Source organism: Archangium gephyra, from assembly GCF_042230915.1.
Taxonomy (GTDB): domain Bacteria; phylum Myxococcota; class Myxococcia; order Myxococcales; family Myxococcaceae; genus Archangium; species Archangium gephyra_B.
The window spans coordinates 8,575,037-8,597,917 of record NZ_CP102578.1; the positions used below are offsets into that span (position 1 = coordinate 8,575,037).

The window sequence follows — 22,881 nt, forward strand, 5'->3', positions numbered from 1 at the left end:
GTCATGGCGACGACCAAGAAGACGACCTATACGGGCGCGGACATCCAGGTCCTCGAGGGCCTGGAGCCGGTCCGCAAGCGCCCGGCGATGTACATCGGCGGCACCGACGCCACGGGCTATCACCACCTGCTGTGGGAGATCCTCGACAACTCGGTGGACGAGGTCATCAACGGCTTTGCGTCCACCGTGGAAGTCACGCTCCACAAGGACTGCCGCACGGTGACGATCACCGACGATGGGCGAGGCATCCCCATCGACATCATGCCCAAGTACAAGAAGCCGGCGGTGGAGATCATCCTCACCACGCTTCACGCGGGCGGTAAGTTCGAGCAGGGCAACTACGTCCACTCGGGTGGTCTGCACGGCGTGGGCAGCTCGGTGGTGAACGCCCTCGCGCGCAAGATGGTGGTGGAGATCAAGCGCGACGGGAAGCGCCACGTCCAGACGTACGGGCGCGGCAAGCCCCTCACCCCGCTCAAGGCCGAGGGCCCGGCGCGGGGCACCGGCACCTCCACCACCTTCGAGCCCGACCCGGAGATCTTCGGCGAGAAGCTGAAGTTCGACGCGAAGCTCATCCGCGAGCGGCTCGAGGCGAAGAGCTACCTGCACAAGGGCATGACCGTCATCTGGAAGGATGAGACGGCCACGCCCGCGGTGAAGGAGGAGTTCAAGCACGACGGTGGCATCGCCGAGTACCTCACCAAGGTGGTGGCCGAGCGGGGCAAGCCGGTGGTGCCGTCGGGCAGCACGGCCATCTTCTACCACTCGCGCGACAACGGGGTGCGCCTGGAGGCCGCGCTGGTGTGGACGGAGGCCACGGACGAGCACATCCGCTCGTACGTCAACGGCATCCCCACGCCCCTGGGCGGCACGCACGAGGCGGGTCTGCGCAGCGCGGTGGTGAAGGCGGTGCGCAACTACATCGAGACGCACGACATCGCGCCCAAGGGTGTCACGCTCACCGCGGAGGACATCCGCGAGGGCATGACGTCCATCCTCTCCACGTACGTGGTGGAGCCGCAGTTCCAGGGCCAGACGAAGGGGCGCCTCAACAACCCGGAAACCTCGGCCCAGGTGGACGGCGTCATCCGCCCCGCGCTGGAGAAGTGGCTCAACGACAACAAGTCCATCGCCGAGTCGGTGGTGGCCCGCATCACGCTGGCCGCCCGCGCCCGCGAGGCCAGCCGTGCCGCCTCCCAGGCCATCAGCCGCAAGACGGCCGTCAGCCACCGGCTCAACCTGCCGGGCAAGCTGGCGGACTGCTCCTCGACCGACCCGGCACAGAGCGAGCTGTTCCTCGTGGAAGGTGACTCCGCAGGTGGCTCGGCCAAGCAGGGCCGCGACCGGCGCACCCAGGCCGTCCTCCCGCTGCGCGGCAAGGTGCTCAACGCCGAGCAGGCCTCCACCGACAAGGTGGTGGGCAACAAGGAGCTCACGGACATCGTCAGCGCCCTGGGCTGCGGCATCGGCGGCGACTTCGACATCACCAAGCTGCGCTACGGCCGCATCTTCCTGATGATGGACGCCGACAGCGACGGCAACCACATCGCCACGCTGCTGCTCACCTTCTTCTACCGGCACCTGCGCCCGCTCATCGAGCAGGGGCACATCTACCTCGCCCAGCCGCCCCTCTTCCGGGTGGACATCGGCAAGGAGACGTACTGGGCGCTCGACGAGGTCCACCGCGACCAGATCATCCGCGAGAAGGTCAAGGGCAACGCCAAGCCCAGCGTCATGCGCTTCAAGGGTCTGGGCGAGATGACGCCGGACGAGCTGAAGGAGACCACCCTGGACCCGAAGCTCCGCCAGAGCCTGAGGGTGACCATCGACAACCCGCTCCTCACCGATCAGGTCATCAACGATCTGATGGGCCGGGATGTCAGCGCGCGCTTCAAGTTCATCATGGAGAGCGCCAACGAGGTCGAAGACCTGGACGTGTAGGAGCCGAGGGGCCCCGGCCGGGGCATGGTGCACGGGCCCCTGGCTCGGCTAGCATCATGCCCCGTGCGACTGAAGACCCCCCTCGCCCTTTCGCTCGCGTTGCTGCTGGGCACGGCCTCCGGTGTCACCGAGGCCGCCCCCCGCCGTGGCTCGTCCGCTTCGGCCCGCAAGTCGAAGAAGAAGAAGACCCCGGACGCCGAGCAGAGCGCCCCCCCACCGGAGTCCACCGAGACTCCAGCCGGCGAGGTGCCCCCACAGGCCGCGGATGCGCCCGTGGCGCCCCGGACCCTCGCGCCGGCCCCCACCGCTCCCGTGGAACCCGCTCCGGCGGCCACGCCCGCGCCTCCCACCTGGGCGGGCAGCGTCGCGGTGCTGGCCATCCCTTCCAATCCGGGCGCCTCCACGGCCGCCGCCCGCGTCGAGACCGACCTGCGAGGTGCGCTCGGCGCCCAGGCGGAGGTGCGGCTGGTGGACCTCGCGGCCCTCTTCCCGCCCCCGCCCCCCCCGTCCCTGCAGCAGGGCGATGCCCTCTTCGATGAGGGCAAGGGCCTCTACGACAACCTGGACCCGGAGGCCGCGTCGAAGAAGTTCGCCGAGGCCGTGGCCTTCTACGAGCGCTACCCGGCGGAGGTGAAGCCGGAGCGGCTGGCCCGCGTCTACATCTTCCTGGGCGCCTCGCGGCTGCTCAACGGAGACGCCGCCGGAGGCCAAGAGGCCTTCACCCGGGCGCAGCTCACCGCCCCCACCCTCCAGCCCGAGTCCGAGCTCTTCGGCCAGGACGTGCACGAGGCCTTCAACGCCGCGAAGGTGGCCCTGTCCCGCCAGCCGCGCGGCACGCTCGCCATCGACTCCGTCCCCTCCGGCGCGCAGGTGGTGGTGAAGGGCGAGAGCCTCGGCACCACGCCGCTCAAGGACGTGGAGCTCGCGCCCGGCCCCCACCCGGTGGTGCTCACCCTCCCCGGCTACGCCCCCTTCGGCGTCTTCCAGCAGGTGGCGCCCGCCCAGCGCGGCGAGCTGCGCCCCACGCTCGAGCCCACGCCCGGCCTGGCCGCGGTGCGCAGCCTGGCCACCACCGTGTCCACCTCCCGCTCCCTCCAGTCCGACACGCTCCCGCCCGAGGTGGCGCAGCTCGGCGAGAAGCTCGGCGCGCGCTACGTGGTGCTCGCCCGGGTGGAGCAGGACCGCCGCGGCCGCACCGAGGCCGTGCTGTATGCCTGGGACGTGCAACTCAAGAACCGCCTGCGCGGGGTGGAGCTCAACCCCGAGGAGCCCCGCGAGCGGGAGAAGGCCGTGCGCGAGCTGCACGCCTTCCTCACCGGCAAGCACGTGCCCGGCCCCTCGCTGCCCATCGCGCTGCCGGCGCTGGTGAAGAAGCCCTGGTTCTGGGCGGCGGTGGGTGGGGTGGCCGTGGCCACCACCGCGGGCATCCTGATGGCGTCCCAGCCCCAGAAACCCCTGGGCGTCCGGTTGGGCAGCTTCGGCTCTGGTTGGTAGCGATCATCGCGGCCCCTCCGGGTCCCGTGCTTCCGAGGTCCATATGAAAGCCCTTGCGCTTCTCCTGCTCCCCTCTCTCGCGCTGGCGGCCCCGCCGCCCTCCCGGCCCCAGCGCATCGCCTCGCTCCTCGTCCCCATGGATCCCACGGCCGAGGCCAGCGGACCCAAGATGGAGAGCTACATGAACGAGGCCCTGGCCGAGTTCCAGAACTTCACCCTGCGCAAGTCCGAGGATCTCTTCGGCCTGCCGCAGGATGATGAGGCCCTGGTGGCGCTCAAGCGGGGCAAGCAGGGGTACGAGGAGAGCCTCGCCGCCTTCGACAAGAAGGAGTACGAGGACGCGGAGCTGAAGATCCGCGCCACGCTGAAGGAGCTGCAGAAGGCCGCCTCGGCGATGACGGCCTCGTGCAATCCGCTGTGCGACGCCACCGCCCTCTATGCCGCGGTGATGCACCAGCGCGGGGACGTGGAGGAGGCGAAGCTGGCGCTGTTGGATTTGATGGCGCTCAACCCCACCCACGAGCTGGACACCAAGCGCTACAGCCGCGACTTCATCGCGTTCCGGGTGCAGGTGGCCACGGGCGTCCACGCGGCGCTGCGCGGCGGGGCCACGGTGAAGTCCCGTCCGGCCGGGGCGCGCGTCTTCATCGACAACGAGTTCAAGGGCTACACCCCGCTCACGCTGTCCACGCTGCCCGTGGGCAAGCACCTGCTGCGCCTGGAGCGCCCCGGCTTCCGCGTGTACGGGCAGCTGCTCGAGGTGAGCCCGGACGACGTGGAGGCGAGCACCGCGCTGCAGCCCACCGAGGACTACAAGGCCTATGACGCCCGGCTGGACGGCGTGGCCTCCGAGGTGATGCGCGCCAACGTGACCTCCAGCACCGCGGTGGCCGGGCTGGGCAAGGCGCTCGGGCTGGAGCGCGGCTTCGTGGGCACGGTGCGCGACATTCCGGACAGCGGCACCACCGAGCTGGTGCTGGGCCTGTTCGACATGAGCAATGGCAAGCGGCTCGGCGTGCGGCGCGTGGTGCTGCAGGGTGACGAGTTCGGCCAGCTCAAGTCGGAGATGGGCCGGCTGGTCAATCACCTGCTGAACAATGCCGACGGCGGCGCGGAGAAGCGGGTGAAGGCGTCGGATCCGCTGGAGAACAGCCACGGCATGGACGAGTGGAACGGCGAGGACCGGGGCGGCAAGCGGCGCGACCAGGAGAAGAAGGCCAAGAAGGGCGATCCGCTGGAGGGAGTGAACGGTACCGAAGATTGGTGAGCCAAGGCGCTTGTGCGCCGGAAGGCGGCGCCTAGAGTCCGGAGGGCCATGCGTGCCCTCTCGCTGCTGCTGCTGCTGCTCCCTGGCCTCGCGCTCGCACAGACGGGGCTCATCGTCCAACCCGCCACGCCGCCCCGCGGGGTGACGCTGCCGCCCACGTCCGCCGCGCTGGTGGACGAGGCCACCGCGCTCTCCGTCAACCCCGCCGGCCTGCGCTTCGTCGGACCCGGGCAGCTCTTCTACCTGCACGAGCGCAACCTGGCGCGCGACCAACTGGGTGACGGCCTCTACCTGGGCACGTCGCTGCTGGGCGGGCTGGGCGCCGGCTTCAGCCTGGAGTGGATGCGCGGGCGCGGGCTGCCGGACTACCGCAAGACGTCCTTCGGCCTGGCGCTCGGCTCACGCAAGCTGTCGCTGGGCGTGGGCTACCACAACCTCTCCTCGCGCGACGCCTCACTGGACAGGCTGTCCGGCTTCGACCTGGGCCTCACCGTGCGCCCCACGCGCTTCCTCTCCGTGGCGGCGGTGGTGAAGGACGTGAACGCCCCCGTGGAGGGGCCCTTCACCCTGCCCCGCCGCTACAACCTCGCCGTGGGCGTGCGTCCCTTCGGCGAGCGCGTGACGCTGGGCGCGGACTACCTCGCCTCGGAGGGCGCCTGGGACGAGGGGCGCCTCACCTATACGTTGCAGGCCGCCGTCGTGCCCGGGCTCGGCCTGGGCGCGGGCTTCTCGCACGGCCTCGGGAGCGACCGCTCGCTGGCGCTCCAGTTCGCCGCCACCCTGGACAGCTCGCGCTTCGGCGTCACCTACGCGGGCGGAGGCGCCGAGGGCGGCGGGTTGGACCATGTGGTGGCGGTGCGCCTCTCCAGCCAGAAGTACCCGGCCCTGCGGCTCGGGGGTGGGGGCGCGGTGGCGATGCTGGACCTGGATGACGAGCTGAGGGAGCGCGGCGGGACGCTGGCGCTGCTCGGCTTCAGCGAGCCGGACCCGTACCTGCGGCTGACGCGGTGGCTGGACGAGGCCACGAAGGATCCGCGCCTCGAGGGCGTGGTGCTGAAGGTGTCGGGCCTGCCGGGCGTGGACTGGGGCAAGGCGGACGAGCTGCACCAGGCGGTGCTGCGGATGCGCGCGGCCGGCAAGAAGGTGCTGGCCATCCTCTACAGCGTGGATGACCGGGAGTACTTCGTGGCCTCGGCCGCGGACGAGGTGTACGCGCTGCCCTCCTCCGTGCTGCTCATCAACGGCCTGGCCGCCCACGTCCTCTCCGTGGGCGGGACGATGGAGAAGCTGGGCGTGAGCTGGGACGTGGCGCGCGTGGGCGAGTACAAGACGGCCCCCGAGCAGCTCACCCGCCGCGACATGAGCCCCGCCGAGCGGGAGACGCTCGAGGCCTACCTGGACCGCCAGACGGCCCATGACGTGGCGGCGGTGACGAAGGCGCGCCGCATCACCCCCGAGCGCCTCCAAGAGGCCTGGAGCACCGGCATCCTCACCGCGGCCCGGGCCCGGGAGCTGGGGCTGGTGGACGGGTTGCTGCTGCCCGAGGAGCTGGAGGACAAGCTGAAGAAGCTGGTGCCCGGGGCCACCTACGAGCCCACCTACTCGCCGCGCGACGAGCGGGAGCCCCGTTGGACGGGACGCCGCCGCATCGCCGTGGTGCCGGTGCTGGGCACCATCTCGGGAGGCAAGAGCCGCAAGTCCCCGCTGGGGGGCGAGGCCATCGCCGGCGCGGAGACGGTGGCGCTCGCCCTGGAGCGGGCCCAGAGGGATCCGACCGTGGCCGCCATCGTGGTGCGGGTGGACTCGGGCGGCGGGGACGTCCTGGCCTCGGAGCTGATGTACCGCGCCGTGCTGGAGGCGAAGAAGCACAAGCCCGTCATCGCCTCCATGGGGGACGTGGCGGCCTCGGGCGGCTACTACACCGCCATGGGCGCGGATGAGATCTGGGCCTCGCCCACCACCCTGACGGGGAGCATCGGCGTCTTCTTCCTCAAGCCCGCGCTGCGCGGCCTGCTGGGCGACAAGCTGGGAGTGAACCAGGAGACCATCACCCGGGCCCCCATGGCCGACGTGCTCGACGCGTGGAGGCCGTGGACGGAGGCGGAGCAGAAGGCGGTGCAGGCCTGGGTGGACGCGGCCTACGACGACTTCATCACCCAGGTGTCCGTGGCCCGGAAGCTGGACAAGGCCAAGGTGGATGCCGTGGCGCGCGGGCGGGTGTGGGCGGGCTCGGCGGCCCGGGAGCATGGGCTGGTGGACGCCATGGGGGGCCTGACGGACGCGGTGGAGGCGGCGCGCAAGCGGGCGAAGGTGCCCGCCGGGGAGGAATTGGACCTGGTGGTGATGGGCGATGCGCGGGGCCCCTTCTCCTCCCTGGGCGGCGAGCCCGGGGTGGACGCGAGCCTGCCTCCGGAGCTGAACCTGGGGGCCGTCCTGGAGCTCAACGTGGAGCCCGCCCTGCCGCCGGGGGTCCAGGCGCTCGTGCGCGAGGTGGGCCTGGATGCACCCTGGATGCTGGAACCGGGCCTGAAGGCCGTGCAGCCCTACTCCCTGAAGGTGCGCTGACGTGTCCAGGAGAACACGGAGGGGGCACGGAGAACGAAATTCTCCGGGCACCCGGCGGGTCCTCTGTTAATGTTGGAGGGCGCTTTCCGGTGGGCCCAAAGGCCGCCGGGACGCTCCAGGGGCCGGCGGTTCGGTCGGCGGGTGGCTCGTGCCAGACGCGAGCAGTCCCCAAGACCCCGCGCCGGGCTTCTGTCCCACAGACCGCTGTACCTCGTGCGCCTCCGGCCGGGGACTTCTTCCCAGGGGACGCGCCGAACTCCCGTAGACCATGAGCGAAACCGACAACCGCGATCCCCGAGACCTCCCGACCCCCATGGCCGCCCGTGCCGAGTCCGCCCAGGACATGGACGATGGTGATGACGAGGGCGACGACGGCCCCGACGACGGCGAGGGCTCGGCTCCCGGAGGGGGACAGCCTGCGGGTGGCCCGCCCGGCGCCGGTGGAGGCCGCCGCCGCCGCCGCCGCCGCCGCCGCAGGGGCGCCCAGGTGCAGTTCACCCCGGACGGCCAGGCCTACCGCATGGTGGCCGGTCCGGACGGCCAGCAGCAGCAGGTGTTCCTCACGCCCCAGGAGCTGCAGCAGTACCAGCAGCGCCTGGCCCAGCAGCAGCAGGCCCAGCAGCAGCCGGCGCCTCAGCAGCCCAACCAGCCCGTCCACCACCCGGGTGGGCACCAGGGCGGGCAGCCGCGGCAGCATCAGCCGGCCCCCCAGCCCTCGCTGGCGCCCGTGGAGGGCGTGCTCGACACCGAGGTGAAGGGTCCCAACGCCTACCTGCGGCAGCTCAAGCGCAACCTGCTGCCCGCCTCGGATGACCCCGAGATTCCGAAGAACCTGGTGCAGAAGCTCCGGCTGCGTCCGGGCCAGTACCTCAACGCGCTCGCGCAGACGAAGGGCAACAAGGGCCTCATCCAGCGCGTGGAGCAGGTGGACGGCCGGCCGCTGGACCAGGTGGGCCGCCTTCCCCACTTCGCGGATCTCACCTCCGTGGATCCGGTGGAGCGCATCAAGCTGGAGAACGGCCACCGCGAGATGGTGACGCGGGTGATGGATCTGATCGCCCCCATCGGCAAGGGCCAGCGCGCCCTCATCGTGGCGCCGCCGAAGACGGGCAAGACGATCATGCTGCAGCGCATTGCCCAGGCGGTGGTGGCCAACCACCCGGAAATCCACCTCATCGTGCTGCTCATCGACGAGCGCCCCGAGGAAGTGACGGACATGCGCCGCAGCATCAAGGCCGAGGTGCTGGCCTCGAGCTCGGACCGGCCGACGGGCGATCACCTGAAGATCGCCGAGCTGGCGCTGGAGCGGGCGCGGCGGCTGGTGGAGGGCGGCAAGGACGTGATGATCCTCCTGGACTCCATCACGCGGCTGGCGCGCGCCTACAACAAGGAAGTGGACAACTCGGGCCGGACGCTCTCGGGCGGCGTGGACAGCCGCGCGCTGGAGCGGCCCAAGCGCATCTTCGGCGCGGCGCGAGCCACCGAGGAGGCCGGCAGCCTGACCATCGTGGGCACGGCGCTCATCGACACGGGCAGCCGCATGGACGAGGTCATCTTCGAGGAGTTCAAGGGCACCGGTAACTCCGAGGTGACGCTGGACCGCTTCCTGGCCGAGAAGCGCATCTTCCCGGCCATCAACATCGGCCAGTCCGGCACGCGCAAGGAAGAGAAGCTCTTCACCCACAAGGAGTACGAGAAGGTGAAGAAGATGCGCCAGATGCTCTTCGCGGTGAAGCCGGTGGAGGCCATGGAGGCGCTCGTCAAGCGGCTCAGCCGCTACACCTACAACGACGAGTTCCTCGAAGAGTTGTGAGACGAGCTGTGCGCCGCTGAGCCGTCTCGCAGCACCAGGGGCCCGCGCTCCGCCAGCGATTGGCGGGGGCGGGCCCTTCGTCTGTCTCGAGCCAGGCCCTTTCCAGCCCTTTCAAACCCTTTCAAGCCCTTTCAAGGACTTGGCCGAAGACATCCCCTCTCCCCCCGGGAGAGGGAAAGGGTGAGGGTAGCCGAGCCCGTTCTTCAACCCGTGGCCCCAGGTGTGGACAGAGGGTTCAACCCGGGTTCACCCGATACCCTCACCCCGTCCCTCTCCCGAAGGGAGAGGGGAAATGGCCGCGTGCATGTCCCCCGCGGCGCGCCTTCGCGGACGTCCCTGAGGCGGATTAGGCTCGCCGTCACCATGCCCATGCAGCGTGTTGGAGACCTCGAGGTGCACTACCGGGAGCGCGGTCAGGGCTCGCCCGTGGTGCTCATTTCCGGCAACTGGACCACGAGCCTGTGGTGGCAGCCCATGATGGAGCTGCTCCCGCCCGGGCTGCGCGCCATTGCCTATGACCTGCGCGGACGCGGCCTCACCCGCGGCCCGGCGCTCCCGCAGGCCATTCCCTCGCTGGCGGAGGACCTGCACGGGCTGCTCGATGCCTTGGGGCTGATGCGGGTGCACGTGATCGGCCACTCCCTGGGCAGCGCGGTGGCCATGCAGCTCGCGCTCGAGCACCCGGAGCGCGTGCACACCCTCACCGTGCTGGCCCCCGCGTGGGTGGATGGCATGCCCGCGGCGTACAACCTGCCCGCGCACCAGCTCTCCCTCCACGACAACCGGGACTACTTCGCGGCGGCCATGCGGGGCATGGCCCCGGGCGCCCCGGACGATTCCCTGTGGCAGCAGCTCCTCGACGAGGGCCACCAGCAGCACCGCGACGCCTCGCTCGCCACGCTGCAGGCCCTGGTGGACTGGGCCCCCGGCGAGCGCCTGAAGGCCCTGCACGCCCTCCCCTCCCTCGTGGTGAGCGGCGAGACGGATCCGCTCTCCACCGTGGACATGGGCAAGCGCTGCGCCAGCCTCATGGGAGCCCGCCACCACGTGATGAAGGGCGTGGGGCACTCGCCCAACCTGGAGACGCCGCGCAACTTCCTCGGAGCGTGGCGGGAGTTCGCCGCCGAGCAGTGAGCGGCGGACCTACGCCACGCGGTTCACCATCTCCGTCACCAGCGTCTGCGTCCCGGTGAGGCCCGAGGGGTCTCTCCGGGGCCGGGCCGTCTCCATGGTGGTGCCATTCGCCGCCCACCAGCGCTCGGCGTCCTCCTCGGTCCACCGTCCGGCGTCCGCGCACGCCTCCAATGCCAGACGCAGCTCCCGGGCTCCGGCGTACCGGTCATCGGGATGCTTGGACAGACAGCGCATGAGGACGTCGCACAGGTCCTTGGGCAGCTCACGGCCCAGCCGCGCGCTCGGCGGGGTGGGCGCCGAGTGCAGGTGGTGCGAGCAGATCTCCACCGAGGTGCGGCCCTCGAAGACATGGCAGCCGGTGAGCAGCGCGTAGCCCACCGCCCCCAGCGAGTACAAATCCGCCCGGGCATCCACCCGCCCCGGGGTGACGATGGCCTCGGGAGCCAGGTAGAGCGGCGTGCCGACGACCATGTGGACCCGGGAGCCGGACAGGTCATCGGTGCCCACCTCCTTCACCAGGCCGAAGTCGAGCACCTTCACCAGGTCCGGCTGGCCGCGCCGCCGGCACAGGAAGAGGTTGGCGGGCTTGATGTCGCGGTGGAGCAGCCCCAGCCCATGCGCCTCCTCCAGCGCACCGCACACCTGACGCAGCATGTGGATGACCCGCGCGGGAGACTGGGGCCCGTCCACCATGAGCAGCCCGTCCAGGTCCACGCCCTCCAGGTACTCCATCACGTAATAGAAGAGCCCGTCCGCGGTGCGGCCGTAGTCGTAGATGGCGATGGTGTTGGGGTGGGTGAGCTGGCTGGTGAGCTGCACCTCGCGCTCGAAGCGCTCCAGGCCATGGCCGTCCGCGTCGTTGCGCAGCAACTTGATGGCGGTGTGGCGGCGCAGCAGGGCGTGACTGGCCAGATACACCTCGCCCATGGCCCCGGCGCCCAGGCGCATGATGAGCGTGTACTGGCCCAGCTTGCGCGCCGCCTGCACCTGTTTGCGCAGGCCGTAGATGACATGGGAGACGAGCGTGGCCATGGTGACGGCCACGCCGCTCCAGAGCACGGCATCGAGCGTGGGCACGTCCGAGCCGGAGTGCGAGCGCACCTGGGCCATCACGGCGACGACGGCCCCATCCGGCAGGGCGCCGAGCAGGGAGATCCAGAACGCCCTGCGCACGGTGCTGGGGACGATGACCGCGTGGGAGATGAGGGCGCCGTTGGTGCCGAGCAGCAGCGACAGGGGATCCGCGTCGAAGTAGGCATCCAGCTTGAGGATGAAGAGCACGCCCAGGAGGCCCGCGCTGTCCAGCCAGGACAGGGCGCGCAGGGAGAGCGGCCCGCTCCGGCACACCTGCCAGAGCACGAGCGAGATGAGGGAGCCGATCAGATGGAAGGCGTAGCTGGGGTCCACCAGGGCGTGGGCCCAGGGCACGCCGACGAAGAGGATGGCCGCCCCGGTGGTGACGACGTAGAAGGCGGCCGTCAGGAAGAACAGGGCCCGGTAGAGGAGCTCCAGCCGCTCCTGGAGGAAGGCGCGGGCCTCATCCGATACGAGCGACGTCGCATCGAGGGAGAGAGGCGACGAGAGGTGGGTCCTGACGGGGGAGAGCTCCATCGACCCCCTGTTCTACACCACCCGGACGGTAGGTGTGGATACCCCGTGTTCCCCGATAGGCTCCGAACGGGGTGCGATGGCCAGGCCTGGCCCGGCGAGCGCGCAGGAGGAACCGGCATCCACCACATGCTTGGGGTTCGTCGCGCCCGGCTTCGCCGTCACCGGCCTGGCCACCGCTCCTCTGAGAGGAGAGACGCGGAGGCCCTCGAACCCTGACATCGGACCGTGACGCGGCATGTTAGGGTGCGCCCCCCTATGACCAACCCCCGTCCCTTGCATTCCGCAGACAAGCGTACCCCCGCCGTGGCCGAGGCCATGACGGGCTTCCACCGCGACGTCGTCGAGCAGGTCCGCGCCGCCGTGGAGAAAGACTCCGTGGTGGTGGTGGGCATGGCGCAGAACCCCTTCGTCAAGAAGGTGCGCCAGGCGCTCGAGCAGGCCAACGTCCCGTTCACCTACCTCGAGTACGGCAGCTACTTCGGCATGTGGAAGCAGCGGCTCGCCATCAAGATGTGGAGTGGCTGGCCCACCTTCCCCCAGGTCTTCGTGCGCGGCACGCTCATCGGCGGCTTCGACGACACGCGCAAGGCGCTGGAGGATGGCTCCCTGAAGAAGCTGCTCGGAAGCTGAGCACGGCGCACGCTTGCGGCGTTTCCGGGAGCAGGGGTCGAACCTGCATCTGCGGGGTCAAAGCCCGCCGTCCTGCCGTTAAACGATCCCGGAGGGAGTGCTCGCCCTCCAGGGACGCCAGGAGCGGTGGAGCCTGACAGCCCCGCTCCCCTGCCCCACGGCCCTGCCCCCGAGGGCATGTAGGCCCGGCGGCTCTTCGGGCCCCGTGCAGGGGAACCGCGCAGTCCTTGCGCACACCTCCCGCCGCGAACGCAGGGCCTGCGCATGCGCCGCGCAGGGCCCTCTCGGAGCGGGAATGGCGCTCGGCTTGCACTGAGGATTCCCACACAAGGCCTCAGCAGCGTGGGCACGGTGTCTGGCGCGGCTCGGGCCTCCGATAGGAGCACGACCATGCGAACCTTCCCCATCAACGACCGCCCGATGCCCTTCCTGAGCGAGCTGGAGGAGCAGGTGCTGATGCCCGCGCCAGCCCTGTGCACGGTGGGCGAGATCATGGCGCGGGAGGTGATCGCGGTCCCCCCGGACGCCAGCCTGCAGACGGCGGCCGAGTTGATGCTGGAACACGCCATCAGCGGAATGCCCGTGGTGGACGAGCAGGGGCAGTTGCTGGGGATGGTGTCCAAGACAGACCTGGTGCGCCACGGGCTCGCCGAGTCGGTCGAGGCCGACCTGACGCTTCCCTCCGGCCAGCACGTCCTGGATGGAACCACCGTCGAGGACGTGATGACGCGGCAGGTGCTCAGTCTCCCGGAGGGGGCCTCCCTCATGGAGGCCGCGAAGCTCATGGTCAACGCGGGCATCCACCGGGTGCCGGTGGTGACCGCCCGGGGAGCGCTGGCGGGGCTGGTGTCCACCTCCGACATCGTGCGCTGGGTGGCGGGGCTGCCGTAGCGACGGCGAGCCCCTCCGGACCGGCGCTACTGCACGTCCTGCAGGCTCCGGCCCTGGATCCAACCGTCGTGGTACACCACGCCCACCGGGACGATGGTGCTGTTCCGGTAGAGGCCCACCTTCAGGTAGTTGGTCTGCCCCGAGTACAGGGTGGCCGCGGAGCGCTTGGGCAGGGAGAGCTGGCCATTGTGGTACAGCTCGACGAAGCCCACGCCCGGGTTGGACGACCACTTCACGTGGAAGATGAAGTCCTGCCACTGCCCGCGCACCAGCGGCGTGCTCCACACCACGGTGGTGCCGTTGACGCGCAGGTAGATGGTCTCTCCATTGACGTAGAACTCCACCGGCGGCGAGCCGTTGTTGCCGCTGTGGTGCCACTGGGTGAAGAGCTGCCACGTCTTCGCGCTGGGGTAGTCCGAGGCGAACATCGTGCTCCAGCGGTAGTAGTACTCGTCGCCTTCCTTCTCGTTCGTCATCTTCACCAGCTCGTTGCGGTTGCCGCTGGCGCTGATGGGGTTGTCACCCTGGCGCACCGTGACCTTGATGGCATAGCTGCCCTGCCGCACCGGCGAGGGCAGCACCTGCAGCCGGTCCGAGCTGACCATCTGCGTGCTGCTCCACTGCGAGCGGTCACCCGTCTCGAAGTCGCCGCGCCACACCACGCCCGTGCCGGAACCGGAACCGGAACCGGTGCCGGTGCCCGTGCCGCCGGACGTGCCCGCCGCGCACACGCGGGTCTCGGCGATGCTGGCCCAGTCGTTCAGCGTGTTGCCGTTGACGTAGACGCGCACGCGGCGCGTGGTGCGCTGGGCGAAGGAGTACGTCTCCGCCGCCGTCGTCGTGCCACTGCTCTTGCCGGAGTAGACCGACGTGTAGTTGATGCCATCCGAGGAGACGGACACGGTGAAGTTGCTGGCGCGCTTGTTGCCCTCGTGCCACGCGATGGCCAGGCCCGAGATGGCCTTGTCGGAGCCCAGGTCGTAGTCGATCCACGAGCCCTTGCCGAGGTTGCTCCAGCGGGTGTCGAGCCGGTCGTCACGCGTGTTGTTCGGCACGTTGCCGTCATGGCCCGAGGCAATCACCGACGTGGGCAGGAGGGCCACGCAGTTCTGCGTGGTCAGCGCGTCCGATGCGACTCCCAGTGTCTCGGATGGCTCGCCGGAGACGAGGTCATCGGCGTTTCCGCAGCCGATACCAGCGAGGGCGATCAGGGCTTCAACCAGCAGGAGGGTCTTCTTCACGTAGTGGCTCTCCATTGAGCTCGAGACAGACGAGGAGTGGAACCGGACCGCACGAAGTGGCCGGTGGACGGCGGACTGAGGTATTTGCGAGACGCGGCTCTCCCGTTGCGCCAATCAGGGGCCTGCCCTGATCAACGAGAGGAATTGCACGCGGGTGTAAGGCTTTGACTCCTTGCCAAAGGCACGCGCAACATCCCCCAACTTTGTTTTCAAATCAACACACCGCGGCAAAGCCCGCGTGGAGAGCAGGCGGACAGCCGCGAAGCGGAAAGCAGTTGGGAATAGGAAATCCGTTGCTAATCACAGACGGCTTTGCCAAGGGCGGCGTCCACGTGACAGCCCGCACTGCCCAGCGTCACGCAGTCCACGGCCTGCACCCAGCCGAGGTGCTCGTCGCAGTAGACGCGCCGGGTGCCCTCGCAGCGGTCCACGAAGGAGGCATCGCACGCGGTGGCCGGCTCGAACACGCACTGCACGGAGTCCTCGTCCACCTGCACGCAGGCCGCGTTGGGCGCCTTGCACTCGCGGAGGGAGCGGTGCTCCTCGAGGTCCGAGCCGACATTGCACCACTCGTACTGGCTGCCGCCCACGCAGCGGTAGCTGAAATCGCACTGCTCCGAGACGAGACAGCCCGGGCCCACGAGGGACACCAGGACACCGAGGCACAGCAACCGGGACAGGGACAGGGCTGAGGGCATGGAGCGCTCCAGGAGGAGGGTCAGAGGCACTGCAACAAGCCCGCGGGCGTGCGGCGTCCGCAGCGGCCGGTACCGGCCTGGTTGCTACAGTCCTGGGCGGAGACATAACCCCCCTGGCAGTAGACCCAGACAGTGCCCTCGCACGAGTCGGTGAAGGACTCGTCACAGGGCGTGAGGGGCTCACGTGCGCAGGAGATGCTGCCGCCCTCCGAGTCGCGCTTGCCCGTGCGGCTCTCCACGCACAGCGGAGCGGGCTCCAGGCACGGATACACCACGGGTGAGCCGCGGCCCACGAGCTGATCGATTCCCACGTGGCAGTCCATGACGACGTTGCCCTCGCAGTGGGGCTCGAAGTCACAGTCCACGCGGCAGCCGCCGAGGGCGGGCACACAGAGGGCGAGGGCCAGGCGCAGAGCCCGGCGGACACGGCTGCAGGTGGGACGCATGAGGGACTCCCGTCGAGGCGGCCAGCCTATCCCGGTTCCAGCCATTTACCGAGACGCGCGGCCACCTCCAGACACGGAGCCCCGGCGAGAGCGGGGCTGCTCGACGGCTCACGCCACGGCGCGCAGCGGGGCCAGCAGATCCTCGGCGATGTGCAGGCACTCGCCCAGGAAGCGGATGTACGTCGTCATCGCCCGGGCGCCCGTCTCCGCGTAGATGCGGCCCTTCTCCGGCGAGCGGGTGATGGCCTCCTGCAGCATCTTCTCGTTGAGCAGCGTATGGCCCACGTCCACGGCCACGTGCTCGTTCATGAAGGTCATCTTGTCGGCGACCTCCTTGCCCAGCACCGTCTCCACCTGCTGCATCAGGCGCGGCCCGAAGTACACCGCCAGGAAGCCGATCTCCCGCTCGATGGCGATCTGCCCCACCGGGTTCGGCCCCTCGATGGTCTCATCGTGCAGCTGGCGGTACTCCTTCATGGACTCGGTGGGCGTCTGCGAGAGCAGCTGGTCGATGTCGAGCGGGGGCGAGCGCCGCGCGTTCCAATGCGCCACCAGCGCCCGGGCGTCCTCGATGGTCATCAGGTGATGGCCCGTCTCGCTCTTCGCGTGGGTGATGAGCTGGTTGCCGAGCTTCTCCATGCCCTGCTCGATGCAGCGCTGGCCCGTGCGGCGGATCCACCCGTCCACCGGCTCGGTCATGTACGCCGCGCGCGACATCCACTCGATGATGAAGCGCTCCAGCACCGCGGGCTTGATGTGGGGGTCCAGGATCCGGCGCAGGGAGGAGTCGGAGTCCAGACGGCTACGGGCGAGCAGGGTGTGGGGCTCGTACAGCTTCTTCAGCAGTTCCATGGAGAGGCTCCTCGAAAGAATGAACAAAAAGGATGAACGGAAGGGATGAACGGGAATCAGTGATTGGAGTTGGGCCGCGCGCGTCCGACGGACTGCTCGCTCACGTGCTCCAGGAACTCGGGCACCTGCGAGGCGGGGATGATCCACAGGATGGGCTGCGTGGCGGGATCGTCATGCAGCCGGGCCGTCTGGGCGTAGGCGCCATCGTCCTCGCACAGGAAGACGAAGGAGCCGCGCCCCCGGGCCGCGAACCAGCGGCGCGCCTCGTCCAGCAGCGCCACGTAGGCGCTCCGCTTGCCCTCGGGCGTCAGCGGGAACAGGCGCGCGGAGTCGAGCAGCCGGAAGAGGTTCGTCCCCGGCTGCCCCAGCTCCAGCACCAGCGCGGCCAGGGGAACGCCCTGACGGCGCGCCACGAGAATCCGCCGCTCCCGCTCCAGCCCCGCCCCCTGCCAGGCGCGCGACACGCCCCACAGCTCCAGGCGCTCGCGGGTGAAGTCCAGCGCCTCCACGTAGCAGGCCGGACGGGTGCGGGCGATCTCCGACGCCAGCAGGTACTTCTCCCCGATGGACGCCGGCCCGATGTCCAGGTCCCCCGCGGAATGCCCGCTCAGCTCATGGCACTCCACGTCCATCATCCGCAGCGGCATCACCAGGTTCTGCCCGGTGCCCTGCGTCCGCTGCGCGAAGCGCACGTGCGTCCGGTAGATCCACGGCACCGTGGACTCGCCATAGCAGAACGCCCACTTGAACTCCGGATCCGACTGGGCGTGCTCCAGCGTGCGCAGGTAGACGTCGCGGAGGATCTGCCCCGGCGCCACGGCCTCGTTGGGCTTGCCGGGCCGGCGCCCCAACTGGTGCACCAGCCAGGAGTGACGGTAGGCCTTGAGCGTGGAGAAGGACGCCTCCACCCCCCGCTCCGACGGCCACACCGTCTGGCAGATGAGGTGGGGGAGTTGCGCCGCGCGCTGGCCGAGGTCGACGAAGCTCCGGCGCAGCTCGGCGAAGTGCTCGGCCGACTTGCTCGCCAGGTTGAAGTAGCCCGAGGCGTCGTACACGTCCCACAGCGGCCCGAGGTAATCCTCGCTGGTGCGGGTCGCGGGGCTGAGCGTCTGGGAGACGAAGTGCGTCCACACCGCCGCGTCCTTCTCCGTGCGCGGACGGATCTCCAGACCGGCCACCCGCCGCCCATCGCTCCGGGCGGGAGACACGTGACGCACCTCGCCATTCAGGGAGAGGCTCTCGCCACCGGCCAGCTCCACCTCCAGCATCAGGAAGAGGCCGGGGAACACCAGGTCATCGGCGCCGACGCACAGGCCCAGGCCGGAGAAGGAGAGGTCGGCCACCGCGCGCTCGCGCCGGCCCAGCTCCTTCCACAGCGGGTGCTCGAAGCGGGCCCGCAGCCCCTCGGGCGCCGCCACGCGGCGGTGCGCGCGGTGACGCACCCGGAACAGCCGCTCGGGCAGCCGCGCCACCAGCGTGCCGCCCGCGTCCACCGAGCCCTCCAGGCGCATCCGGTAGGCCGAGTTGTAGCCCACCACCTCGATGTCATAGGACGGCTGGCCCCACTCTGCGCCCGGCTCGGTGCAACGCCAGTAGAGCAGGCCCCGCTCCGCGTCCAGCCGCTCCAGCGTCACCCGCACCGTCCGCCCCGCCCGGCGCAGCACGCCCCGGTTGTTCATCGCGGAGATGGCCGTGAGGACGGATTCAATGCGCTCGAGCCCGGAGATCTCCTCCTGCACCGGCAGGGGCGAGGCCTCCGGCTGGGCGCTGCCGCGCACGACGGCGTCCTCCAGCACGTTGAGGATCTGCCGGCCCTGCTCCGAGGAGATGCCCACGAACTGGATGCCCAGCGCGGAGCCGCGCGCCCCGGCCTCGCTCCAGCGGGGCTCGCCCACCAGGGGCCCGATGGCCGTGCCGCCCGCGTCCAGACACACGCTCAGCGTCCGCTCCCGCGACAGCGCGCCCAACGCGCTCCCGGGCTCCGCCCACACCGCCGTGGGGCTCAGCTGCGTGGCCCGGCCCAGCACCATGCCCTGCTCCGGCAGCACCACCTGGATTCCGCCCGGACCATGGAGCGAATACCCAGAGTACGGACCCGTGACCGGTCCCGAGACCGCCGGTGAATGACCCATCAACCGTTCCGTGAATGCCTGCATGGATTTCCCCTTGGCTCCCAATCCCTTGCATTGTGAGGAAACACACCGGGCTCAACCTCGTCAAGCTCCCTAATGGAAGTCATTGACTTTTGAGGCGAAGTCCGTAGTACCGCGACTCGGGCGCAACTCCAGGATCCCCTCGTGACGCCTGGCAGGCGGCCGTGATTTCAATTCCTTGCGCGCTCGCTCCGGACGCCCGCGCTAGGAATTGAAGCCCTCACCGGACTTTCCGGAAAGACAATGGCTGGCGCGAAATACACGGCTGGGACTCGCGGACTCGCGGGGGTCCAATTCCAGACTTGTGGGGAAGGGACGCGAACTACCAGCTGATCCGAAGCAGGAAACTGCTGGCATCCTCGTCAATCGCGACGGCCTCGAACTTCAGCACGTCCGGGCCCATCGAGAGAGCAGCGGAAGTACTGGCGATGACCATGCCGGCGTTCCAGCCCAGGCCAATCAAATCCTGTTTGAAGACGAGCTCGCCGGAGCTGGGGCTGAGCCGGCGGTAGGAGTGCTCACCGAAGTTCACCGCCACGGAAGCCGCGCTCGGAATGCCTTCCAGGGTGCGGTGCACGCCGGACGCCGAGGCCACCAGGGCCCGCATCCGGCCCACGGCGCTGCGGACATAAGCCATTCCCGCATCCCGGCCGGTGAGGTAGATGGCCTCGCCGTAGGAGCCACCCCGCGCCTCCACGTCCTGGCCGAGGGCGTCCAGGATCCCCAGCATCCAGGCCACCGGGTAGCGGTAGTTCTCCACCAGCCGCTCGCCCTGGGTGATCTCCCGCCGGGCCCGCTCGGCCACCTCCGCCGGGGCGCGCGCCGCCACCGACGTCAGGGCCGCCTCCAGGAACATCCCGGGAACCAGCTGCTCCGGCCGGCATCTGGACAGCCGTGAGAGCAACTGTGAGCGGTGCTCCATCATCCTCTACAGTTTGTCACAAATGTTCAAATTCCTTCAAAACGATTTTTCGGCGATCAGGGGCGAGCGGACCCCAGACGAGACAACCCAGAGCTGATGGGAAGTCCGGGTGATGGCGATGTGCAACCTACGGCGCGCCTCGTCATGGGCGGGGTAGACGCGGGCGGTGGCGTCCGGGATGACGACGTAGTCGAACTCCAGCCCCTTGACGTTGTCCACGTCCGTCACGTCCACGCCGGGCTCGAAGGAGAAGTCCCCCTCCAGCACGAGCCGGGCCCAGGACTGGTCCGCGATGACCCGGTGGAAGGCCCGCGCCTGGTCCGGGCCGCTGGCGATCACGGCGACGGAGGCATGGGGCTCGCGCTCGAGCAGGTCGCGCAGGGCCTCGCCGATGAAGAGGTGGGCCTGGGCCTCGTCCGGGAAGTGGTGGAAGCCCACGGGGGCCCCCTCCCGGCCGGCCTGGGGGGCGCCGGTGGGGGCCTGCGTGCCCAGGACGTTGCGCGCCAGCTCGGTGACCGGCCTGGGGCAGCGGTAGGACACCTGGAGCCGGCAGGTGGCCGCGTCCCGGATGCCCAGCTCCGAGAGCACCGCCTGCCACCCCGCGAAGCTCGTCGAGGTCTGCTGCATCTCGTCCCCCGCGAGCGTGCAGCTGCGCGCCTCGCCCAGCAGCTTGCCCACCACGAACAGCTCGAAGAGGGAGAAGTCCTCGGTCTCGTCCAGCACCACGTGCACCAGCCGCCCCACGGCGCCCAGGTTGCCCCCCTGCGCCCGGAGGAAGAGCAGCAGCGGGAGATCCTCCAGGTCCAACGTGCCGGCCAGCTCGTCGGGCGTGTCGCTCTCCAGGGACTTGCCATCGAGCGTCTGGAGGCGATCCGGGTCCACCCCCTCCAGCTCGCGCGCCAGTGGCGTGGCAATCTGTAGCATCGTGTGACGCACCGTCTCGTCGACGGCCGTGAGCGGCAGGTCCCCCTTCGAATAGGAGACGACCCCCTCCAGGAAGCGCCGGTCGGTGAAGACCTCGGCGAGCCGCTTGCGCAGGCGCGGCAGGCTGGTGGCGGACGACTTGAGTACCCCCACCCGGGCCGCGAGCGCGAGGCGCAGGGCCGGGTGGCGCTTGAGCTTCGAGACGAGCGGCGGCGGTTCCTCCCACAGCTTGATGGCCTTGGCACCGAAGGAGACGCGCGCCGCCGTGGCCGCCCAGGAGTCGAGCGTCTCGACGGACACCTTCCCCAGCCCGAGCGGCGCGAGCAGGCGCCGGGACAGCCGCGCCAGGCCCTCCTCGGGGACGATGACCTTCATCCGGGACTCGGGGTAGCGCGCGTGGTCGTCGAAGGCGATCTTCGCGAGCCGGTGCAGCGCCACCGTCGTCTTCCCGCTGCCCGCGCTTCCCAACACGAGCAGCGGCTGATCCGCGGCCACGCTCACCGCCTCGAACTGCTCGGCGTCGAGCAGCGCGGTGACGTCGAGCGCCCCCTCGCGCCGGGAGGCACCCTCCCCCACTCCGAGCTGGCCCGGACGGACCGCCGTGCCCGTTCCCCCCGCGAGCTGGGAAGCAGGCCCGGAGCCGGGCATCCGCCAGGCGCCCTCGGGGGTGCGCACGAGCACCAGCGTGCCGGACTGGATGCGGATCAACCGCCCGCGCTCGATGACCACCAGCCGGCGCACCTCGACGGTCCCCTCGGACAGCCGCTCGCCGAACCACTCCTCATAGGAGTCCCCTTCTCCATATCGATAGAAGACCCGGGCCACCGGGGCGAAGCGCCAGTCGATGATGCGCACGTCCGCGGACGCATCCGCGAAGCTGGTGCGGCCCAGCAGGTAGTCCCGGATGCCGGCGGGCCCGTGCACGCGCAGGTGCGCGAAATAGGGAGCGCTGACCTCCGGCAGCTGGGCCGTCTCCTGACGCTCGAGCAGCGCCCGCGCCTGGGTCATCTGATGGAGCAGGTGCGGAAGGTCCGCCACGGGCGCCGTCGCCGCCTCGTCACGCAGCACCTGCAGCTGGGCCACGAGGCCCTGTGTCTCCTGCGTGCGGTTGCCGCTCCGCTGCCTCGCGGCCTCCACCGAGGCAAGCACGCGGGCGAGGAGCGCTTCCTCCTCCGCGATGATGGCCCGCGCGTTCTCGGGCAGCTCTGCAAGTGTTTGGCTCATGACAGGACAAATCCGGTTGCGGCCATCATCCCATCCGTGCCCGGAACGTCAGGGGTTTTTTCTCGAAACGCGATCCAATCCGTCGTTGCGGCGCCAATAACAGGCAACAACCCCCCACCTCCTGAACGGAGCCCCATACCACCATGCGGATTGGAACAACTCGGATTGCATCGTTGCTGCCGGTGTGGACCCTTGCACTGCTCGTCTCACTCGTCGCGGTTCCGGCGGCCGCCGCGGATCCCCTGACGGTCACGGTCTTCACCGACAAGGCCACCTACCAGCGCGGTGAGCAGGCGCTCATCACGATGGAGGTGAAGAACACCTCCGCCCTGCCCGTGACGACCTCCTACTCCACCAGCCAGAAGTACGACTTCACCGCGCGCGACGCCAACGGCACCGCCGTGTGGACCTGGTCCTACGGAAAGAGCTTCGGCTCCGGGACCAGCAAGACCTTCGCCGCGGGCGAGACGCTGGTCATCCAGGAGACCTGGGCCTTCACCGACGACGCGGGGAGCGGCGTGTTCGACGGCACCTTCAGCATCACCGGCACCTTCCTGGGCAACTACCTGGGCCGGAGCGGCACCAAGACGGGCACCCAGAACGTCGACCTGTTCACCCCGGATCCGCTCCAGGTGACGTTCGCCACCGACAAGGCCTCGTACTCGAAGCTGTCGGGAGCCCCTGCCGCCCTGACCCTGACGGTCACCAACGTCGCCACCTACGCGGTGACGATCGACTTCCAGAACGGGCAGAGCTTCGACTTCAGCGCGAAGAGCTCCAGCGGCACCACCGTCTGGACCTGGTCCAATGGCCAGACCTTCGATCCGGCCCCGGTGCAGGTCGTCCTCGCCCCCGGCGAGTCCCTCCAGTACACGGGCTCCTGGGCGCTCAAGAACAACAGCGGCTCCTCCGTCGCCGACGGGAACTACACGCTCGGTGGCACCTTCCTGGGCCAGTACTACGGCGCGATCCAGCCCAAGAGCGGTGAGAAGGTGGTCCGCGTGTACACGCTGTTCTGAGTGACACGCCGATGACGGAGCGCCCTTCCGCGTGAAGCTCAGCGGGAGGGCGTCGA

17 protein-coding genes and 1 tRNA gene are annotated in these 22,881 nt (G+C 69.8%); 9 read left to right on the forward strand and 9 right to left on the reverse strand.

Annotation, left to right across the window (positions count from 1 at the left end; all coding sequences use genetic code 11):
* The first annotated feature begins 3 nt into the window (after window positions 1-3).
* From NR798_RS33505 to NR798_RS33530, 6 genes are all read left to right on the forward strand, one after another.
* The gene (locus NR798_RS33505) at window positions 4-1,941 is read left to right on the forward strand and encodes a type IIA DNA topoisomerase subunit B (protein WP_375766599.1); all 1,938 of its coding nucleotides are present in this window, start codon (window positions 4-6) and stop codon (window positions 1,939-1,941) included.
* Between the two features lie 63 nt (window positions 1,942-2,004).
* On the forward strand, window positions 2,005-3,435 hold the full coding sequence (locus tag NR798_RS33510; protein ID WP_375766600.1) for a PEGA domain-containing protein: 1,431 nt from the start codon (window positions 2,005-2,007) through the stop codon (window positions 3,433-3,435).
* A 43-nt stretch (window positions 3,436-3,478) separates the two neighbouring features.
* Window positions 3,479-4,702 (forward strand): PEGA domain-containing protein, encoded by a 1,224-nt coding sequence (locus NR798_RS33515; RefSeq protein WP_375766601.1) that lies wholly within the window; start codon window positions 3,479-3,481, stop codon window positions 4,700-4,702.
* Window positions 4,703-4,750: 48 nt separating this feature from the next.
* Window positions 4,751-7,267 (forward strand): signal peptide peptidase SppA, encoded by a 2,517-nt coding sequence (sppA, locus tag NR798_RS33520; RefSeq protein WP_375766602.1) that lies wholly within the window; start codon window positions 4,751-4,753, stop codon window positions 7,265-7,267.
* Between the two features lie 313 nt (window positions 7,268-7,580).
* Window positions 7,581-9,080 (forward strand): transcription termination factor Rho, encoded by a 1,500-nt coding sequence (rho, locus tag NR798_RS33525; RefSeq protein WP_375766603.1) that lies wholly within the window; start codon window positions 7,581-7,583, stop codon window positions 9,078-9,080.
* 363 nt (window positions 9,081-9,443) lie between these two features.
* A complete protein-coding gene (locus NR798_RS33530) occupies window positions 9,444-10,214 on the forward strand; it encodes an alpha/beta fold hydrolase (protein WP_375766604.1) in 771 nt (256 codons plus the stop codon).
* Between the two features lie 9 nt (window positions 10,215-10,223).
* Here the strand turns inward: NR798_RS33530 and NR798_RS33535 are convergent, their stop codons facing one another.
* The gene (locus NR798_RS33535; RefSeq protein ID WP_375766605.1) at window positions 10,224-11,825 is read right to left on the reverse strand and encodes a serine/threonine-protein kinase; all 1,602 of its coding nucleotides are present in this window, start codon (window positions 11,823-11,825) and stop codon (window positions 10,224-10,226) included.
* Window positions 11,826-12,098: 273 nt separating this feature from the next.
* Here NR798_RS33535 and NR798_RS33540 point away from each other — a divergent pair, with 273 nt between their 5' ends.
* A complete protein-coding gene (locus NR798_RS33540) occupies window positions 12,099-12,455 on the forward strand; it encodes a glutaredoxin domain-containing protein (protein WP_375766606.1) in 357 nt (118 codons plus the stop codon).
* Window positions 12,456-12,477: 22 nt separating this feature from the next.
* Here NR798_RS33540 and NR798_RS33545 read toward each other — a convergent pair.
* Window positions 12,478-12,548 (reverse strand) — tRNA-Gln (locus NR798_RS33545).
* A 297-nt stretch (window positions 12,549-12,845) separates the two neighbouring features.
* Between NR798_RS33545 and NR798_RS33550 the strand changes: the two genes are divergently transcribed.
* Window positions 12,846-13,346: an HPP family protein gene (locus NR798_RS33550; protein ID WP_375766607.1), complete on the forward strand. Its 501-nt coding sequence runs from the start codon at window positions 12,846-12,848 to the stop codon at window positions 13,344-13,346.
* A 26-nt stretch (window positions 13,347-13,372) separates the two neighbouring features.
* Here the strand turns inward: NR798_RS33550 and NR798_RS33555 are convergent, their stop codons facing one another.
* The 7 genes from NR798_RS33555 to NR798_RS33585 all read right to left on the reverse strand — a co-directional run bounded on the left by NR798_RS33555 (window position 13,373) and on the right by NR798_RS33585 (window position 21,806).
* Window positions 13,373-14,587 carry a heparin lyase I family protein gene (locus NR798_RS33555; protein ID WP_375766608.1) on the reverse strand — a complete coding sequence of 405 codons (1,215 nt, stop codon included), beginning with the start codon at window positions 14,585-14,587 and terminating at the stop codon, window positions 13,373-13,375.
* 296 nt (window positions 14,588-14,883) lie between these two features.
* Window positions 14,884-15,285 carry a hypothetical protein gene (locus tag NR798_RS33560; protein WP_375766609.1) on the reverse strand — a complete coding sequence of 134 codons (402 nt, stop codon included), beginning with the start codon at window positions 15,283-15,285 and terminating at the stop codon, window positions 14,884-14,886.
* Between the two features lie 20 nt (window positions 15,286-15,305).
* Window positions 15,306-15,731, reverse strand: coding sequence for a hypothetical protein (locus NR798_RS33565; protein WP_375766610.1), 426 nt, complete (start codon window positions 15,729-15,731; stop codon window positions 15,306-15,308).
* A gap of 108 nt (window positions 15,732-15,839) precedes the next feature.
* On the reverse strand, window positions 15,840-16,583 hold the full coding sequence (locus NR798_RS33570) for a hypothetical protein (protein WP_375766611.1): 744 nt from the start codon (window positions 16,581-16,583) through the stop codon (window positions 15,840-15,842).
* Between the two features lie 56 nt (window positions 16,584-16,639).
* Complete coding sequence (locus NR798_RS33575) at window positions 16,640-18,634, reverse strand: hypothetical protein (protein ID WP_375766612.1); 1,995 nt, start codon at window positions 18,632-18,634, stop codon at window positions 16,640-16,642.
* Between the two features lie 424 nt (window positions 18,635-19,058).
* The gene (locus NR798_RS33580) at window positions 19,059-19,658 is read right to left on the reverse strand and encodes a TIGR02265 family protein (RefSeq protein WP_375766613.1); all 600 of its coding nucleotides are present in this window, start codon (window positions 19,656-19,658) and stop codon (window positions 19,059-19,061) included.
* A gap of 36 nt (window positions 19,659-19,694) precedes the next feature.
* Window positions 19,695-21,806 (reverse strand): ATP-binding domain-containing protein, encoded by a 2,112-nt coding sequence (locus NR798_RS33585; RefSeq protein ID WP_375766614.1) that lies wholly within the window; start codon window positions 21,804-21,806, stop codon window positions 19,695-19,697.
* Between the two features lie 143 nt (window positions 21,807-21,949).
* Here NR798_RS33585 and NR798_RS33590 point away from each other — a divergent pair, with 143 nt between their 5' ends.
* Window positions 21,950-22,825, forward strand: a complete 876-nt coding sequence (locus tag NR798_RS33590) for a BsuPI-related putative proteinase inhibitor (protein WP_375766615.1) — start codon at window positions 21,950-21,952, stop codon at window positions 22,823-22,825.
* Window positions 22,826-22,881: the final 56 nt, after the last annotated feature.

Excerpts from the sequence above, each read along its gene's own strand:
- NR798_RS33505 (WP_375766599.1), top strand. The coding sequence starts at position 4 with ATGGCGACGACCAAGAAGACGACCTATACGGGCGCGGACATCCAGGTC.
- NR798_RS33515 (WP_375766601.1), top strand. The coding sequence starts at position 3,479 with ATGAAAGCCCTTGCGCTTCTCCTGCTCCCCTCTCTCGCGCTGGCGGCC.
- sppA (WP_375766602.1), top strand. The coding sequence starts at position 4,751 with ATGCGTGCCCTCTCGCTGCTGCTGCTGCTGCTCCCTGGCCTCGCGCTC.
- rho (WP_375766603.1), top strand. The coding sequence starts at position 7,581 with ATGGCCGCCCGTGCCGAGTCCGCCCAGGACATGGACGATGGTGATGAC.
- NR798_RS33530 (WP_375766604.1), top strand. The coding sequence starts at position 9,444 with ATGCCCATGCAGCGTGTTGGAGACCTCGAGGTGCACTACCGGGAGCGC.
- NR798_RS33535 (WP_375766605.1), bottom strand. The coding sequence starts at position 11,825 with ATGGAGCTCTCCCCCGTCAGGACCCACCTCTCGTCGCCTCTCTCCCTC.
- NR798_RS33550 (WP_375766607.1), top strand. The coding sequence starts at position 12,846 with ATGCGAACCTTCCCCATCAACGACCGCCCGATGCCCTTCCTGAGCGAG.
- NR798_RS33560 (WP_375766609.1), bottom strand. The coding sequence starts at position 15,285 with ATGCCCTCAGCCCTGTCCCTGTCCCGGTTGCTGTGCCTCGGTGTCCTG.
- NR798_RS33565 (WP_375766610.1), bottom strand. The coding sequence starts at position 15,731 with ATGCGTCCCACCTGCAGCCGTGTCCGCCGGGCTCTGCGCCTGGCCCTC.
- NR798_RS33570 (WP_375766611.1), bottom strand. The coding sequence starts at position 16,583 with ATGGAACTGCTGAAGAAGCTGTACGAGCCCCACACCCTGCTCGCCCGT.
- NR798_RS33580 (WP_375766613.1), bottom strand. The coding sequence starts at position 19,658 with ATGGAGCACCGCTCACAGTTGCTCTCACGGCTGTCCAGATGCCGGCCG.
- NR798_RS33585 (WP_375766614.1), bottom strand. The coding sequence starts at position 21,806 with ATGAGCCAAACACTTGCAGAGCTGCCCGAGAACGCGCGGGCCATCATC.
- NR798_RS33590 (WP_375766615.1), top strand. The coding sequence starts at position 21,950 with ATGCGGATTGGAACAACTCGGATTGCATCGTTGCTGCCGGTGTGGACC.